This is a genomic window from Rubinisphaera margarita, assembly GCF_022267515.1.
GTDB classification, from domain to species: Bacteria; Planctomycetota; Planctomycetia; order Planctomycetales; family Planctomycetaceae; genus Rubinisphaera; species Rubinisphaera margarita.
Genome location: NZ_JAKFGB010000003.1, coordinates 222,312 through 238,086, shown reverse-complemented (window position 1 = coordinate 238,086; position 15,775 = coordinate 222,312). Strand labels below are relative to the sequence as shown.

Below are 15,775 nucleotides of genomic sequence, written 5' to 3'. Positions count from 1 at the left end.
TGATTCAAAATTCAAAGCAAAGAACACGATGAAATCCGGTCGAGGCAGCCAGATTCTTACGCAGCATGCAATTCCTGTAAACGTTGACTCGCATCGCCGTGAACGAACGAATACACACGGGGATCTTCCGCTTCGAAGGCCTCCTCGGCTGTTCCTTCGAAGATGATCTGATCTTCACCCGGGTGCAGACGCGGCAGCGGATAGAGCATTACGATGCGATCGGCAACTTTGCGAACGGTGTGCATGTCGTGCGTGACAACAATGCTCGTGACCGGCCGGCGTCGCTGCACCGACAGAATCAGTTCATTAATGACGTCGCTCATAACGGGATCGAGTCCGGTGGTCGGTTCATCGTAGATGATGATTTCAGGATCCATGGCCAGGGCCCGGGCCAGGCCGACCCGTTTCCGCATGCCGCCCGACAACTCGGCCGGCTTTTTCGCAGCGACGTCCATCGGTAACCCGACATCGCGGATCCGTTCCGACACGATCTCTTCAATCTCGACCGACTTCATCCGGGTGTTCTGTTTCAGACCGAATGCAACATTCTCGTAGACGTTCATGCTGTCGAAGAGCGCCGCCGACTGAAACAGGTAGCCAATCTTTAATCGCTGGCGACGTTTCTCATTCGTCGTGAGCTTACGGACTTCCCCTCCCTGCCAGTACACATCGCCCGCGGAAGGAGCGATCATTCCGGCCAGCAGTTTTGTCGTCACGCTTTTTCCGCAACCACTTTCCCCGATTAGAACCAGCGTTTCACCCGGATAAACGTCCAGATTGATCCCGCGCAGCACTTCCTGGGTGCCGAAGGTTCGGTCAACCTGTCGCAATTCGAGAATCGGTTCCGTGTCATACATCATGCTTGTTCCGTCAGCCGCTCGTTTCAGGCCGAAGATCGTTCGCTACCTGCACTTCCAGTCGTTCGATCCGTTCTAAGAGCCTAAGCCGCATCCATCCAGAGATAGACCTGAGACAAGAACACCCCGGCCAGGAAGTCGAGAAACAGAATGAGCACAAACGAAAAGACAAAGGTCTGCGTCGCCGCGTTTCCGACTCCTTCGGCTCCTGCCCGAGCGTGAAAGCCACGATGGCAGGCGACGAGTGCAATCGCCGCCCCAAACCCGAGGCTCTTGATGATGCCGGAGTACAGGTCGAGCAGCGTTACGTATTCGAAAGTGTGAAACCAGTAGTAGTAGCTGTTGATATCCAGAACGGTGACCGAAAAGATCCAGCCGCATAACATCCCGGTGGTATCGGCCAGGATCGTGAGCAGCGGAATCAAGAGTACGCAGCCCAGCAGCCGCGGCACGACAAGATATTGAATCGGATCGGCTCCAAGAGCTTCGAGAGCATCGATCTGCTCGGTAACGCGCATCGTCCCGAGCTCTGCGGCAATCGCGCTGCCCACACGGCCGGCGAGCATCGTCGCCGCCAGCACCGGGCCGAGTTCCTTAACGAGGGTCATATTCACAACAGAACCGAGTCGTGATTCCAGATGCATCACCCTCAGTTGATCAAAAGACTGAACAGCCAGCACCATGCCGATGAATCCCCCGGTCACCAGCACCACCGGGAGACTGAGCACGCCAATCTGATAAAGATTGGGCCAGAGCACGGAACCACGAGGAATTCCCAGCAGAGCCCAGCGGATGGCCATCAGCGAGAACAGCGTGAAATCGCCGACCACGGCGATCGGAGAGACGATTTTCTCCCCCAGCCATTCGATCGGGTTCCAGCGATGTTCGTATGCGGTCGACATGCGGTCTGCTTCAGAATCCATTCCAGATGCAGTGGGATCGCTCCTCGATCCCCGGAGCGGAAGGTTAGCGGATTCTGCAGATCTCGGGGAGGGGAATCTGACCAGTTCCGTAAACGATAACAAGCATGCTGTTGCGTTTGACCGTCCGAGAACAATTTTCTATAGTACGCCTTTGCTAGAGCCGCGAGGAGGGTCTCTCCAGCGGAGCAGACACCTCGTGAAACAGTACTTTTGAAGGTCAACTATCAACCATGCCTCGTACCGAACGAGATCGGGAATTGTCCCGTCGCCGCAGCCGTAAAGCCAAGATCACCAAGCTCCGCGCCCGCTACAATGCCGCGAAGAATGATACGGAAAAGCAGGAAATCGTTGAAAAGGCTCGCCGTTTGAGCCCGTTCATCGAATTCTAAGCGGGCTCAAGAGCGCCAGCCGTTCGCCCCGTCGAAATACAGAAGGGCACCTTTTCAGGTGCCCTGTTTGTGCGCGCCCGTTGCAAACTTTCGATCGTTTGCAGGCTGGGGGTCGTCAGGAGGCATACCCCTTACGCACGAAGCTGCGACCTGATCAGGCCGGCTGAAGCAGGCCTTGCTAACGCCGTCCCGGGTTCTCAGCGGAAGCGGAAGCCGACGATCTGCCCCTGCATGCCCTGAAAGCGGATGGCGAACTCGGCGGCTATTGTGCCGGTCTCGCCCTTGAGTTCGTAGAACAGATCGATTTGCTCCAGTCGCTCGTCTTCCAGGATCGTCAGCTTGGCCTGCTTGAACGTAACTTCGGTCTGCTGGCCAATTGTCTGCTGGACCTTCTGGTGATAGCCCTCAAGCGTTTCTTCTTCGAGCTGGCCGGCCACCTGAACGTGAAGAAGACTCAGGCACGTCTCGTAGTCGCCGGCCTTCATGGCGGACAGAAACTCTTCTGCGCGATCGCGGTAGATCTTCAAGCTGACCGGACGCTGAAACCAGTTGGTCATCTGGTCCGACTGCACTTCGAAAGAAACGATGTAATCGTTGAGGACAGTGAGTGAAACGCGAGCGGTCCCTTTGGTGAAACTCACCGTCGACTGCATTTCCTGTCGGTCATCGGTCGTGATGTCGGTGACCGGAAAGACAGCTTCAACCTGCCCGAGGCGATACGAAACCGCCTGCATCCAGCACTCCAGAATCGGCTTGTCGATGCGATCGGCCAGTTTGGGGTGCATCAGTCCAAGGAGTCCTTCAACATCGCCCACCTGGACCTCATTAAGAAACTGATCCAGAATTCCTTCATCGGCGACGACTGGTCTCGCCCCTACTGACATCACTGCGGCCAACAGGATCATCGTCAGACTTAATCGATAACTCATGCGTTCAGATCTCACTCACTCGATTCGGTTAGGATGACAGTCGTCGGATGACGTCTCGATCCGGGGAGCGTCTTCTCTCCCGTCGTTGGCCCTGCAAATTCCGCCGCAGCCACTGGCCACATGGAATTGCATATCGAATTGTAGTATCGTAGCTACCAGACATGGCTGACAGAAGCAAGTTGTGGCCGTCGATTGCTCGAACGCCCCAGATGTCTCCGGGCCCCCTCCCCGTCCTTTCGATCCAGTTGATTCGACTTCTATGCAATGGACTCCGAAGTTTCAGTACGCGACCCGAACCGATACGGGGATGAAGCGGCAGAACAACGAGGACAGTTATTGCATTACTCTTTGCCCCGAAGACACGCAGTGGTTTAATCGCGGGCATCTGTTCGCCATCGCTGATGGCATGGGCGGCCATGAGGTGGGTGAACTGGCCAGCAAAACCGCCATCGACACCCTGCCTCACGTCTTCTACAAATCAGGCCGTGAGCATCCCAGCGAGGCGTTGCTGGAAGCGATGACCGAAGCGAATCGGGCCATCTACGACATCGGCACGAAGAACCGCGACTTCAAGCGGATGGGAACGACCTGCTCATCGCTGGTGATGTACGCAGATGGTTTTATTGTCGGCCATGCGGGAGACAGCCGCATCTATCGCGTTCGCGAAGAACGTGTCGATCAGTTGACCTTCGACCACACCGTCGCCTGGGAACAAAAGCTTCGCAAACATCACGACCAGTCCCTGGTCGATGTCGATCCTGAGAAATACGGGCATGTGTTGACCCGCTGCCTCGGCCCGGAAGCCCATGTGAAGATCGATGTCGAAGGTCCGTTCGAATACCAGCCAGGCGATGTCTTCATCGTTTGCTCAGACGGGCTGACTAAATACGTCAGCGATGTCGAGATCGGAACCTACGGAAAGTATCTGCCCCCGAGCGACGCGGCTCGGCTGCTGGTGAATCTCGCCAACCTCCGGGGAGGCGCTGACAACTGCACGGTCATTGTCGTCCGCGTCAGCAAGCAGGACGGTTCAACGACGTTGCCGGCTACGGTCGAATACGTGGTCCCGCCGATGAACACACGACGCATTCAGCTCGCACTCTTCCTGGGCACACTGGCCGCGGGAATCGGAGCGGGCGTGCTTTCGTACTATCAGTGGGCCGTCCCGGCGGCACTGCTGGGAGTTCTCGCGGTGTTCTTTCTGATCAGCTCCTATTTGACGAGCCGCCAGCGACAGCGATTTGCATCCGGCGAGTTCGAAATGGCCGAAGACGGTTCTTCAACGATTTTCTTCCGTCCGTATCGCACGGCTGCCATCCGACTCAACGCCGCATCTGCTGAAAAGCTCGGCGAAGCTGCTGCCCGATTGTCCAACACAGCCGAAGCAGCGAACTGGAAATGCGACTGGAACGCATTTCATGCCAAACAGGAACAGGCCATCAACGCCACGCACGAACGCAAGTATCGTCAGGCAATCCTCGAGTGGTCGCGGGCCATCGACCTGCTGTTCACCGGAATACCGCGGTAGCGGACTCCGGCTGCGAAGCACGTCATCGGTCGACGACCGCCGATAAGCTTTGCTGCTGAAGCCTTCAAGTTCCTTACGACTCGTCTCCCAGTTCCTGAATCCGTTTCTTCCAGAACTCGACTTCGTCCGGGGCTTCTTTGACTTCGGGCGTCTCGATCTCGTCGGGCAACTGAGCGGCATACCATTCTGAGATCTCCTGTTCAATTGCTTTCGTATCAGGCTCGGTCTGAGGGCGAGGCTTTGAACGGACAGATCTGCGCGAGAGGCGATCGAAGAAAATATCGCTGTCGATCGGCTTTGCCCGTCGGGTCCGGGCGGCTTTATGCAGACGATGATCACTGGAGACGATGGTCAACTGTCGTGGAGCGGAATGCTCACGAATCAGCTCTTCAATCAGTGTGTCGGCATCGGGATATCCCACTGCGAATCGGACCGTCATGCCGGCGAACTGGCCGTGATCCGGCAGAGCGGTCGGACCGGTACCGACATCAAAGATGACCGACGTGCGGTTCCGTTCCCCAGGATTCAAACGGGCTTCGAGAAAACGCAGCATCCGGAAGCGAGCCCGCTCCAGCACGACTCCGTCGATCGTGCGAGACAGCATTCCGGAAGCGTGCAGGAGGTTGTAGCCATCGATCAGGAGATACTGCTTGGGCATGGCGGCGAACCTGACCTCGGCACGTCAGCGAGCCGAATTACTCCGGGTTGGGCCCGTGATGCAGAACACGCGGCGTGGTCCGCGAATGAGCTTCAACCAGCGGCTTATAGAACTCGGGACGACGATCCGCGAGCCGGTCGATCTCACTGATTCCCGGAATGCGAATCGTGTGTTTATTGCGAGCAAGCTCGATATCGATTTCGGCTTCGAGCATCTCTTCACCGTCGTTCGAGCCCATCGCCAGTACCTTCCCTCCCGGACCGGCAATGCAGCTGCGACCGATGAACTGACAGCCGGCTTCGAGCCCCACCCGATTCACCGCCGCATAATAGACGCCGTTCTCAAGAGCCCGCGTCTGGATGACCGTCGGCGACATAATCTCGGCCCCCGGCGGCCAGTTCGTCGGCAGCGCAATGAGATCCGCTCCTTCGAGAGCGAGAATCCGCGAAACTTCCGGAAAGGCGGCATCGTAGCAGATATTCAGGCCGATCTTCACGCCGTCAACTTCATGCACGCAGAGCGGCTCGCAGCCGTAGTCGGTGTAGCGATCGACGCCAATAAACGGGAGGTGAATCTTACGGTAGACCGCAATCAGCCCCTCAGGTCCGACAAGGGCGATGGAGTTGAATACCTTGCCGTCGAGATCCTCAAGAAACCCGTACAGGCAGCGAAGGCTGTGTCGCTGACAGGCCGCAATAATCTCGCGGCTGGCTTCTCCGTCGAGCTTCTGAGTGAATTCCAGAGCCTGGTCGCGGGAATCGTACCCGTATCCGGTGATGGCGCATTCCGGGAAGATGACGAGATCGGCTCGCTTTTCAGCCGCCTGATCCAGCCAGTCCAGAAGTCGCGCCAGATTCTGAGCCGGCTGGCCCAGCGTGACATCGCATTGCACGCCGATCAGTTTCATCGCGTCTGATCTTCCTGCGAGAGAGAGAAACGGGGTCTAGCCGATCGGCTCGTTCACGGCTCGTTCAGAGAGCAACTCGCGAATCGTACGGATGAAACCGACGGCATTCAGACCGAGTTCGGCGAGCAGTTCATCCCGATCGCCATGCTCGATGAATCGATCGGGAATGCCGACCCGTTTGATGTTTCGCGTCGACAGACCGGCATCGTTGGCAGCTTCAAGAACAGCGGAGCCGAAGCCTCCACAAAGCGTGTTCTCTTCGACGGTGAGAACAACATCGCATTTCTCGATCGCTTCCAGAATGACATCGGTATCGAGCGGGCGGAGGAAGCGGGCGTTGATGACGCCCACGTCGAAGCCATCCTTCTCCAGCTTCTCGGCCGCTTTCGTGCACTCGGACAGCAATGCCCCGAAGGAGATAATCATGGCATCCGAACCCCAGCTCAGGACTTCGCTCTTGCCGAGCTGAATCGGTTTGAAGCCATCGTCCCGCTGCACGTTCTCGGCACTGGCTTTGGGATAGCGAACTGAAATGGGGCCGTCGTGCTGCACGGCGAACGGCAGCATCGCTTCGAGGTCGCGAGAGTCGCCGGGTGCCATCAGGGTGATGTTCGGGAACGTCCGCATGTAGGTATTGTCGAAGACTCCGTGATGCGTCGGACCATCCGGCCCGCACAGCCCGGCTCGATCCATCGCAAAGACGACCGGCAGATTCTGCAGGGCAACTTCCTGGAAGATGTGGTCGAAGCTTCTCTGCAGGAACGTGCTGTAAATATCGACGATCGGTTTCATCCCCGACTTGGCCATCCCGGCCGCGAAGGCGACTGCGTGTGCTTCACAAATGCCGGTGTCGAAGAAGCGATCGGGGATTTCGTCGCGAACCTTCTCGAGATTGTTCCCGGCACACATGGCGGCGGTCAGCACACAGGCCCGGTGATCGTTCCGCATGATGTTGTAGATCGACTCGCTGGCGACCTCGGTATAACTGACCGACTTCCCCTTGGCTCGCGGCACGACGAAGCCATCTTCGGTGCGATCGAATGGGGACGGCGAATGGAAGCGAACCGGATCTTCACAGGCGGGCAGGAAGCCCTTCCCTTTTTCGGTGAAGACGTGCAGCAGGGTCGGCCCCTTCACATCCTTCACCATTTCGAGATGCTTACGCAACGACTTCAGATCGTGGCCATCGACCGGGCCGATGTAGCGGAAGCCGAGTTGTTCGAAGAGCATGCCGCCATGCAGCAGCGTCTTGAGAGCTTCTTTGACGTTCGACAGCCCCTTCAGAGTCGGATCGCCGACCATGGGGAACTTGTTGAGTGCCCAGGCGATGTCCCGCTTCAAACCGTTATAGAACGGCGCGACGCGAGCCTTATCGAGATACTCAGCCAGTCCTCCGACACGCGGGCAGATCCCCATCTGATTGTCGTTGAGGATGACGAGGATATCTTTATTCAGACCGGCGGCATTATTGAAGGCTTCAAAGACGACGCCAGACGGAAGCGCGCCATCTCCGATAACGGCGACCGATCGGCGGCCATCGTTGAACAGCATGTCGTCGGCGGTCTGCATTCCGAGAACGGTCGAAACCGAAGAGCCGGCGTGGCCGGTCATAAACAGGTCGTACGGGCTTTCATTGGGATTGGGGAAACCCATGAGGCCGCCGCGATCCCGAATCGTGCGGACCTGCGGGAAGCGCCCGGTGATCATTTTGTGCGGATAGATCTGATGCCCCGTGTCCCAGATCAGGCGATCTTTCGAGAAGTCGAAGACCAGATGCAGCGCAAGACACAGTTCGACGACGCCGAGATTGCTGGCGAAGTGGGCAGGCTTCGTTTCGACGATCTGGCAGAGTGCCTCACGGATTTCGGCTGAGAGTTTGGTCAGCTGGGTATCCGAGAGAGTTTTGAGATCGTGCGGCGACGAAATGAGCGGCAGGAGTTCGTAATCCATCACTTCGGAATCCGATTTCAATAGAGGCAGAAGAGAGACTCGCGTACGGCAACGTCACTCCTGCCCTGCGGTCAAAGTTGTCATCTCAGGTGGGAAAACCGTCGTCAGTGGTCTCTGACAATACTATATCGAGCCAGCGACCTTAATGCAGTGGTTTCGTTCTCAAAAATGTCGAGAGCGGCAATCGCATCAGCAACCAGTTGTTCAGCTCGCGCCCGACTTTCGTCCAGCCCGAGCAACGCGGGAAAGGTGAGTTTCGAGTGGGAATCGTCTTTAGCGACCTGTTTCCCCATTTTTTCCTGTGTTCCAGTGCGATCGAGCACATCATCGGCAATCTGAAAGGCCAGGCCGATTGCCTCCCCGTATTTCGTCAAGGCCGCAAATTGCCGTTCTGACGCATCCGCGACGATTGCTCCCATCCGAAGTGCACAACGGATCAGACACCCGGTTTTTCGCCGATGAATCTCCAGCAGGTCCGCGAATCCGAGTGCTCCGGGAGCAGCCGTTTCAGCTTCCAGATCCGCCTGCTGTCCGCCGACCATTCCTGTGGCTCCAGCGGCTTCGGCCAATTCACGGCAACAGGCTGCCGCGTGTCGCGAATCGCCGAGCCCTGAAGTGATGGTGTAGAACGCGTGCGTCAGCAGTCCATCTCCGGCGAGAATCGCGGTCGCTTCTCCAAACTGGACATGATTCGTCGGACGTCCGCGGCGGAGAGCGTCGTCGTCCATGGCCGGCAGGTCATCGTGAATCAGCGAATAGGTGTGAACCATTTCCAGGGCGATGGCGGCCGGCATGGCCTGTAACGGATCGGTTCCACAGGTGCGACAGGCGAGTAATGTCAGCACAGGGCGAAGCCGCTTACCGCCCGCGAGCAGACTGTACCGCATCGATTCACGCAGACGATCCGGGCAGTCGGCCGGGAGTTGGGTGGACTGATCGAGAGCCCGCTCGATCTGTTCGAGCAATTCGGAAACGGGATCGGGAAAGAGATGCACGAAAGGCCTGTTTTCATTACGATGCGCGGGTTTCAAAAGTGCGATGCCGACTGACAGCCAGTCGGCGCGACAGTTTAACAATTCATGGTCGAGATCACATCATGAGCAAGACGCCATCCCTGTTTCTGCCGAACGGATTCACCACGGCCGGCATTTCCTGCGGCATCAAATCCAGAGCGTCTGCCCGAGATCTGGCTCTCTTTCATTCTTCGGCTCCCTGCGTGGCTGCGGGCGTCTTCACCACGAACGCCGTTTGCGGTGCTCCGGTTCAGGTTTCGCGCTCGCGACTTCCATCCGATCAGGTCCGAGCCGTGATCATCAACGCCGGCAACGCAAACGCATGCACGGGCGACGAAGGACTCGAAAACGCCCGCACGATGACAGCGGCGCTGGCCGAACAGATTGGGTGTGCCCCAGAAGCTGTGCTCGTCTGTTCCACGGGAGTGATTGGCGTTCCTCTGCCGATTGAGAAGGTGCAGGCCGGCATTCCGAAACTGGTTGCCGAACAGGGTGACTCCAGCGTGCATGTGCAGCAGGTCGCGGAAGCGATGATGACGACAGATACGCATCCGAAGATTGTCAGTCGCCGTGTGGACCTCGAAACGGGCAGCGTGACCATCACCGGCGTCTGCAAAGGAGCAGCCATGATCGCTCCCAACATGGCGACGATGCTCGCCGTCATTATGACCGATGTCGAACTGACGGAGGCACAGGCCGAGGAGTTGCTGCCCACCGCAGTGAATAGTTCCTTCAATTGCATCAGTGTCGAAGGCCATACGAGTACCAGCGACTCTGTTCTGCTCATGGCGAATGGCAAAGCCGATGTTCGTCTCGCAGATCGCGGCGACGTCGCTCAGTTCCAGGCCGCCCTTTCCGCCGTGTGCGCGGAACTTGCTCAGAAGATCGTTCGCGATGCCGAAGGAGCCGAACACTTTATCACGGTCGATGTCGAAGGCGCCCGCAGTTACGAGGACGCTGAAAAGATCGCCCGCACGGTCGCTGATGATGTGCTCGTGAAAACAGCGATCACCGGCAACGATCCGAACTGGGGCCGCATTGTTTCCGCCTGCGGCCGCACCGGCTGCGTCGATTCCGAAGCCGACGTCTCGCTGGCGATCAACAATCAGGCCGTCTTCAAGCAGGGCAAACCGGTCGACTTCAACGAGACCACCGTCTCGAACGCGATGAAAACCGGCGAAGTCGTGATCGACATCACCCTCAAATACGGCGGCGGCCGCTGGCGAATCTGGACCTGCGACCTGACCACGGAATACGTGCGGCTGAACTCCGAATACACCACGTAGTCGACACGGATGGCACAGAGTTTTAACTCTGTGTTGCGGAGCAACAAGCGGCTTGTCTTCGACCGAGGTTCTGTTCGAGCACGCCCTTCTTTAAACCGTGCCGCGTCGAACTCGGATACCACGTTCGCTATTTATCGATCGTCTTTTCCCAGCTTGCTGATGCGTTGAAACACAGAGATCACTCTCTTTGCCATCCTTCTTTGTTTCCTCATCGCCGGACCGAGTGTACACTAATCGTGGCGAGACTGCTCACAGTCGTTTTATACACGTGTGAGAACCGTCCGCCGTTCGGCCAGTCCACTCCAGTGACAGCGCGGGGGGAAACGTGACACGAGAAATGATCGAGGGTCTGCGTACGACGAAGGACCTGATAATTCGTGTGCCGGGCGGGTTATCGCTTATCACGGAGACGACCGCAGTCGAAGACGCCACCAACGACTTCGCATTTCCGAAGGGATTGCGAGTCACGCTGAACGTTCTCTGGCCGAAGTTGCACTTGCGGGCTGAGGGGATCACTGGAGATGGCTATCAGATCGACCGGGAGTCGATTCACGACTTCGCAGAGAATATCTCGCTGGCCATCAGCCGCCCGAACGGCGAGGTCCACCGCATGCCAGGCCGTCATCCATTCTCTTCGGGATACAGCCTCTACTTCAAAGCACTGCACTGGGCCGAAGGATGGCAGAGTTATCGCGAAGGCGAGCGATCCGAAGATTCGGAATTGTGGATGCCCGAATTCATGGACGATTCGACTTACGAGATCATGGGGAACGAACGAATCGGCGAGACCGGTTGTTGGCATGCGAGAACGCTCGATGACGAACTCTGGCTGTCGCACGGCAATGGCTGGTTCGTTCACAGGAGAGTCCGAAAGCACCCGGGCACAGACGTGGTGAAATCAAGTTCGGAGATCCTCTCGTATCAGCACGTCGATGGCCTTCCGGCTCCCCTGCCTGCTGTTGTTCTTTGCAGCGAATACGACTCAGACGGAACAACGAATCTGGCCCCTACACTCGTGACGCGAACCGAACTCGTGAAAGCAACCGCAGGAGCAGTGTCTCCCGACGTGTTCGAACTGAACCTGCCTGAGAATGCTCGGATGCAGGATCTCGTCAGTCGTTGAAGTTAAATCGACTCGTCATCCAGCATGGGATGGCACAGAGTTTTAACTCTGTGTTGCGTAGCAACACCCGGCTTGTCTTCCACCGAGGCTCTGTTTGAGCACGCACTTCTTTAAACCGTGCTCCGCGTCGAACGCCATAACCTCGTTCGCTCTTCAACGATCGTCTTTTCCCAGCCTTCTGTTGCGTGGCAACACAGAGGTGAATCTCTGTGCCATCCTTTGGGGCGCATGAAAAAAGAGCCGCGATTGATCGTGGCTCTTTTTAGTTTCTCCTCGATGCTGCCGCTTACTGAGGCAGGCGGCCGCGTTCGACGATTTGCAGGTCGCCGGTGCAGGCTTCCATGAAGGCGACAAGGTCTTCCTTCTCCTGCTGGGTCAGGTTGATCTTCTCGATCTTGTCGCTCAGCCAGGGATTGGGCACGCCTCCCTTGGCGTAATGCTCGACCACTTCCATCAGTGTCTTCTGGCTGCCGTCGTGCATGTACGGAGCCGTGAGGGCGACGTTGCGAATGGTCGGCGTTTTGAACGCTCCCTTGTCTTTCTCATCGCCGGTGACGGCAAAGCGGCCGAGGTCCGGGTTCGGCTGGTCCATGCCCACGCCGATATTGTGGAACTTCTCATCGGTCAGGTTGGCCCCCACGTGGCAGGCGGCGCAGTTGACCCGTTCACTGAAGAACAGGTTGCGGCCGCGAATTGCCGATTCCGACATCGGATTGGCTTCCAGTTCGGCCATGACCGCGTCGTATTCTTCCTTCAGATCCGGATCGTCTTCAAGATCTTCCGAAGTGAAGTTCAGAAACGGCTTGAGGCGTTCGTAGTAATCATACGGCGAAGGGCCAGTCACGATGACACGTTCAAAAGAGGCAATCGCTTTGCCGATCGTTTCGATCGTCACGCCTTCCTTCGGGAAGACCTTTTCGAACTGAGCGACGTAGCCAGGAATATCGCCGACGGTCTTCACGCAGACTTCGTGCGTATTGCCCATTTCGATCGGATTAGCAATCGGGCCGACGGCCTGTTCTTCCAGCGAGGCGGCTCGCCCATCCCAGAACTGAGCAGTGCTGAGAATGCGGTTGTAGCTGGTCGGCGAGTTTCGGTTGCCGGTCAGCCCCTGAATGCCGACGCCAAACTGCGTTTCACGGGCATAGCCGACATCGGGATCGTGACAGCTGGCACAGCTGATCGAGTTATCGACCGAGAGTCGGGTATCGAAATAGAGCTGACGCCCGAGTTCGATTTTGGCCCGCGTGAGCGGGTTGGCATCCAGAACCCCGTCCGGAATCCGGGCGACATTCAAACCGAGTGGCAGTTCGACCTTGAGTGGCTTGTGAACATCGTCCCGACTGATCCAGGCTTTGATCTGCTCCATGGTCAACGGACCGGAGCCGGGAATTCCTTGTGTAAGTTCGCCATTGCCGAGCAGAACTTCGTCCGACAGTTCTTCGGCGATCTCCTTGACCTGTTCCTTCGAAAGGTCCTTCGGTGGTTTGACCGGTTCATTAGCGATTGCACTCTGCCCCAGAGTGGCGACTGCGAAAACAACTGCAACAGAAAGCAGGTTCCGACGGATCGGACTGACCATACTCAAAATCTCCCGTAAAGACGAAAATCATAGGTGGATCGATCAAAGTTTATCTTAACTGAGACGACGCTGACCTCAAGGGCCCGGGCGGCTGCGGAATCGTCGCAGTTCATAGAGTCGACATGGCCCGAGGCAGAATCTGTGTGTCACGGTAGAGCCATCCGCAGCGATTCTTCTCAGCCATTCACATCGGTGCCATAAAAAAAGAGTCACCTCCAGGGAAGTGACTCTTCAGCATTCGGCGTCGTCGTGACGCTTGTCCTGTCGTCCTGACAGTCGTTCCATCGATCGTTCTAGATTGCTTCGTCGCCGGTTTCGCCGGTGCGGATGCGAATGACCTGTTCGACATCGGAGACGAAGATCTTTCCGTCGCCAATGTTGCCGGTCCGGGCGGCGTCCGAGATGACCTGGATGGCTTTGTCGGCCATGGTATCGGAGATGACGATCTCGACTTTCACTTTCGGCATGAAGTCGACGACGTACTCAGCTCCACGATAAGTTTCCTTGTGACCCTTCTGACGGCCGAAGCCGCGAACTTCTGCGACGGTCATTCCTTCGATCTGGGCAGCAACTAGAGCAGACTTCACGTCTTCCAGCTTGAAGTGCCTGATAATGGCTTCAATCTTTTTCATAATGCGATTCCGGTCTGAGAGGCGTATTGTGTGTCCGTGATCAAGTCGCGGAGAGATTTTTGACAGTTACAGGCCGCAGGCAGATGGCTGCGGATTCTAGTGAAAAGACCGTTGGGATCAAATCGATCGTGAGAGGGATTTGATCCCAACGGCACACCAACGAGCATTAAGCGGATTCCAGGCTCTGCAGGTAAGGATAGGCCGCCATGCCATGCTCTGTAATGTCGAGGCCTCGCAGTTCCTCTTCTTCGGAGACTCGCAGTCCGATGGTCAGCTTGATGACCAGGAAGATGACGAGCGAGACACCAAAGCCCCAGACGAAGTAAGCACCGATGCCGATCAGCTGCGTGATCAGCTGGCTGACTCCACCACCGAAGAACAGACCATTGGTTCCGTTGATCGCTTCCTGAGCGAACAGACCAGCCGACAGCGTTCCCCAGGCTCCACACACACCGTGAACCGAGATGGCACCAACGGGATCGTCGACTTTGATCTTGTCGAAGAACAGGACCGAGAGAACACAGACGACGCCGCCGATCAGACCGATGATCAGAGCCGACATCGGGGAAACGTCGTAACAGGGAGCGGTGATCGAGACCAGACCAGCCAGGGCACCGTTGAGTGCGAAGCTGACATCCGGCTTGCCGAACATGATCCAGGAAAGAATCATCGAGGAAATACAGCCACCGACAGCCGACAGGTTCGTGGTGACAGCGACGCGGGCGAAGTTACCATCGTCCAGCGAAGTCGTCGAACCCGGGTTGAAGCCGAACCAGCCGAGCCAGAGGATGAACACACCCAGAGCAGCCAGCGGCATCGAATGTCCCATGATCGGGGTGACGGTTCCGTCAGCAGCGTACTTGCCTTTACGGGCACCGATTACAATGGCACCAGCCAGAGCGGCCCAGCCACCCAGCGAGTGCACCACAGTAGACCCCGCAAAGTCGATGAAGCCCATCCCTTCGAGCCATCCACTTCCATTGTAGAGGCTACCCCAGGCCCATGACCCGGAGATCGGGTAAACGATGGCCGTAATGGCCACGGTGTAGAGCAGGTAAGCGGAGAATTTCGTTCGTTCGGCCATGGCTCCCGAGACGATCGTCGCGGCGGTTGCGGCGAATACGGTCTGGAAGATCAGGAAGGCGAGTTCCCAGTTGTCATAGGCACCATCGACCATACCGTCGACGAAGAAATCGGTTGTTCCAATGTATCCGGAAGGGCTGGCACCGAACATCAGTCCGAAGCCGACAGCCCAGAAGATGATCGAACCGAGACTGAAGTCCATCAGGTTCTTCATAATGATGTTCACACAGTTCTTCGAGCGTGTGAACCCCGCTTCGACGAGGGCGAAACCGGCCTGCATGAAGAAGACCAGGAAAGCGGCAATACAGGTCCACAGCCAGCCCGTTTCCGTTTCCACGGTCTCAACCGCGGCACTGAGGGATTCGAGTGTGACAGGTTCTGCTTCTTCTTCGGCGGCTGCTTCTTCGACAGCGGGTTCTTCAGCAGCAGCGGCTGCGGTCGGCTCTTCGGCAGGAGGATCTTCCTGAGCGAAAGTCTGGGACGTGACGGATAAACATCCCACCACTGCGAGCAGCAGTGATGCCTTCCATAGCATTTGGATGTTATCGAACGCAGTTAACATTCTCAAAAAATTCATTCGTTCTCTTTCTGATGAAAATACGGAGCCGTCAAGACTACACATAGCGACTATCGCTATCGTTATTCACTGCAGATCGTTCTCAGGTTGCGACTCAAAAGGTGAGTTGTCGGCAGGACGACAGGTGTTCCCGGAGATCGACGGATTCCGGAGTCTGGAAAGTTCGCCGAAGAGGCAAAAACGGTCTTGCCTCCGAGCGATTTGTAAGTAATGCAAGTGGTGCGCCATTTTCCCTCACCGAATGCGAAGAGGGCGTGCAGACCCCTGTTTTTCAGGCGGTTTTTTTTACCTGTTTTTTTAAAACTGCCACTTGACCTTTCCTCGTCGCCCAAATCAGC

The 15,775-nt window shown here is 57.0% G+C and carries 14 protein-coding genes; 4 read left to right on the top strand and 10 right to left on the bottom strand.

Going from position 1 to position 15,775, the window contains the following annotated elements; translation table 11 throughout:
• Nucleotides 1-56: 56 nt before the first annotated feature.
• Together L1A08_RS00895 and L1A08_RS00890 are read right to left on the bottom strand one after the other, a co-directional pair.
• Complete coding sequence (locus tag L1A08_RS00895) at nt 57-860, bottom strand: ABC transporter ATP-binding protein (protein WP_238753178.1); 804 nt, start codon at nt 858-860, stop codon at nt 57-59.
• An 80-nt stretch (nt 861-940) separates the two neighbouring features.
• Entirely contained in the window at nt 941-1,759 is an 819-nt protein-coding gene (locus L1A08_RS00890) for an MlaE family ABC transporter permease (RefSeq protein ID WP_238753175.1), read from the bottom strand.
• Nucleotides 1,760-2,010: 251 nt separating this feature from the next.
• On the opposite strand from L1A08_RS00890, the gene L1A08_RS00885 reads away from it, so the two are divergent.
• Nucleotides 2,011-2,169, top strand: coding sequence for a DUF6800 family protein (locus L1A08_RS00885; RefSeq protein ID WP_238753173.1), 159 nt, complete (start codon nt 2,011-2,013; stop codon nt 2,167-2,169).
• 197 nt (nt 2,170-2,366) lie between these two features.
• On the opposite strand, the gene L1A08_RS00880 is transcribed toward L1A08_RS00885, so the two are convergent.
• A complete protein-coding gene (locus tag L1A08_RS00880; protein ID WP_238753171.1) occupies nt 2,367-3,098 on the bottom strand; it encodes a hypothetical protein in 732 nt (243 codons plus the stop codon).
• Nucleotides 3,099-3,357: 259 nt separating this feature from the next.
• Here L1A08_RS00880 and L1A08_RS00875 point away from each other — a divergent pair, with 259 nt between their 5' ends.
• A complete protein-coding gene (locus tag L1A08_RS00875) occupies nt 3,358-4,626 on the top strand; it encodes a PP2C family protein-serine/threonine phosphatase (RefSeq protein WP_238753169.1) in 1,269 nt (422 codons plus the stop codon).
• Between the two features lie 73 nt (nt 4,627-4,699).
• On the opposite strand, the gene L1A08_RS00870 is transcribed toward L1A08_RS00875, so the two are convergent.
• The 4 genes from L1A08_RS00870 to L1A08_RS00855 form a co-directional block, all read right to left on the bottom strand.
• Entirely contained in the window at nt 4,700-5,284 is a 585-nt protein-coding gene (locus L1A08_RS00870) for an NYN domain-containing protein (RefSeq protein ID WP_238753166.1), read from the bottom strand.
• 37 nt (nt 5,285-5,321) lie between these two features.
• Complete coding sequence (locus tag L1A08_RS00865; protein ID WP_238753164.1) at nt 5,322-6,191, bottom strand: carbon-nitrogen hydrolase family protein; 870 nt, start codon at nt 6,189-6,191, stop codon at nt 5,322-5,324.
• Nucleotides 6,192-6,227: 36 nt separating this feature from the next.
• Entirely contained in the window at nt 6,228-8,141 is a 1,914-nt protein-coding gene (gene dxs, locus L1A08_RS00860; protein WP_238753162.1) for a 1-deoxy-D-xylulose-5-phosphate synthase, read from the bottom strand.
• 104 nt (nt 8,142-8,245) lie between these two features.
• The gene (locus tag L1A08_RS00855) at nt 8,246-9,136 is read right to left on the bottom strand and encodes a polyprenyl synthetase family protein (protein WP_238753160.1); all 891 of its coding nucleotides are present in this window, start codon (nt 9,134-9,136) and stop codon (nt 8,246-8,248) included.
• A gap of 101 nt (nt 9,137-9,237) precedes the next feature.
• Between L1A08_RS00855 and argJ the strand changes: the two genes are divergently transcribed.
• Nucleotides 9,238-10,440, top strand: a complete 1,203-nt coding sequence (gene argJ, locus L1A08_RS00850) for a bifunctional glutamate N-acetyltransferase/amino-acid acetyltransferase ArgJ (protein WP_238753157.1) — start codon at nt 9,238-9,240, stop codon at nt 10,438-10,440.
• A gap of 337 nt (nt 10,441-10,777) precedes the next feature.
• A complete protein-coding gene (locus L1A08_RS00845; protein WP_238753154.1) occupies nt 10,778-11,563 on the top strand; it encodes a hypothetical protein in 786 nt (261 codons plus the stop codon).
• Between the two features lie 286 nt (nt 11,564-11,849).
• Here L1A08_RS00845 and L1A08_RS00840 read toward each other — a convergent pair whose 3' ends face one another.
• The 3 genes from L1A08_RS00840 to L1A08_RS00830 form a co-directional block, all read right to left on the bottom strand.
• Nucleotides 11,850-13,145: a cytochrome-c peroxidase gene (locus tag L1A08_RS00840; RefSeq protein WP_238753152.1), complete on the bottom strand. Its 1,296-nt coding sequence runs from the start codon at nt 13,143-13,145 to the stop codon at nt 11,850-11,852.
• A 293-nt stretch (nt 13,146-13,438) separates the two neighbouring features.
• Nucleotides 13,439-13,777: a P-II family nitrogen regulator gene (locus tag L1A08_RS00835; RefSeq protein ID WP_238753150.1), complete on the bottom strand. Its 339-nt coding sequence runs from the start codon at nt 13,775-13,777 to the stop codon at nt 13,439-13,441.
• 166 nt (nt 13,778-13,943) lie between these two features.
• The gene (locus tag L1A08_RS00830) at nt 13,944-15,422 is read right to left on the bottom strand and encodes an ammonium transporter (RefSeq protein ID WP_238753147.1); all 1,479 of its coding nucleotides are present in this window, start codon (nt 15,420-15,422) and stop codon (nt 13,944-13,946) included.
• Between the last annotated feature and the right edge of the window lie 353 nt (nt 15,423-15,775).

Excerpts from the sequence above, each read along its gene's own strand:
- L1A08_RS00895 (WP_238753178.1), bottom strand. The coding sequence starts at position 860 with ATGATGTATGACACGGAACCGATTCTCGAATTGCGACAGGTTGACCGA.
- L1A08_RS00890 (WP_238753175.1), bottom strand. The coding sequence starts at position 1,759 with ATGTCGACCGCATACGAACATCGCTGGAACCCGATCGAATGGCTGGGG.
- L1A08_RS00885 (WP_238753173.1), top strand. The coding sequence starts at position 2,011 with ATGCCTCGTACCGAACGAGATCGGGAATTGTCCCGTCGCCGCAGCCGT.
- L1A08_RS00880 (WP_238753171.1), bottom strand. The coding sequence starts at position 3,098 with ATGAGTTATCGATTAAGTCTGACGATGATCCTGTTGGCCGCAGTGATG.
- L1A08_RS00875 (WP_238753169.1), top strand. The coding sequence starts at position 3,358 with ATGCAATGGACTCCGAAGTTTCAGTACGCGACCCGAACCGATACGGGG.
- L1A08_RS00870 (WP_238753166.1), bottom strand. The coding sequence starts at position 5,284 with ATGCCCAAGCAGTATCTCCTGATCGATGGCTACAACCTCCTGCACGCT.
- L1A08_RS00865 (WP_238753164.1), bottom strand. The coding sequence starts at position 6,191 with ATGAAACTGATCGGCGTGCAATGCGATGTCACGCTGGGCCAGCCGGCT.
- dxs (WP_238753162.1), bottom strand. The coding sequence starts at position 8,141 with ATGGATTACGAACTCCTGCCGCTCATTTCGTCGCCGCACGATCTCAAA.
- argJ (WP_238753157.1), top strand. The coding sequence starts at position 9,238 with ATGAGCAAGACGCCATCCCTGTTTCTGCCGAACGGATTCACCACGGCC.
- L1A08_RS00845 (WP_238753154.1), top strand. The coding sequence starts at position 10,778 with ATGATCGAGGGTCTGCGTACGACGAAGGACCTGATAATTCGTGTGCCG.
- L1A08_RS00840 (WP_238753152.1), bottom strand. The coding sequence starts at position 13,145 with ATGGTCAGTCCGATCCGTCGGAACCTGCTTTCTGTTGCAGTTGTTTTC.
- L1A08_RS00835 (WP_238753150.1), bottom strand. The coding sequence starts at position 13,777 with ATGAAAAAGATTGAAGCCATTATCAGGCACTTCAAGCTGGAAGACGTG.
- L1A08_RS00830 (WP_238753147.1), bottom strand. The coding sequence starts at position 15,422 with ATGTTAACTGCGTTCGATAACATCCAAATGCTATGGAAGGCATCACTG.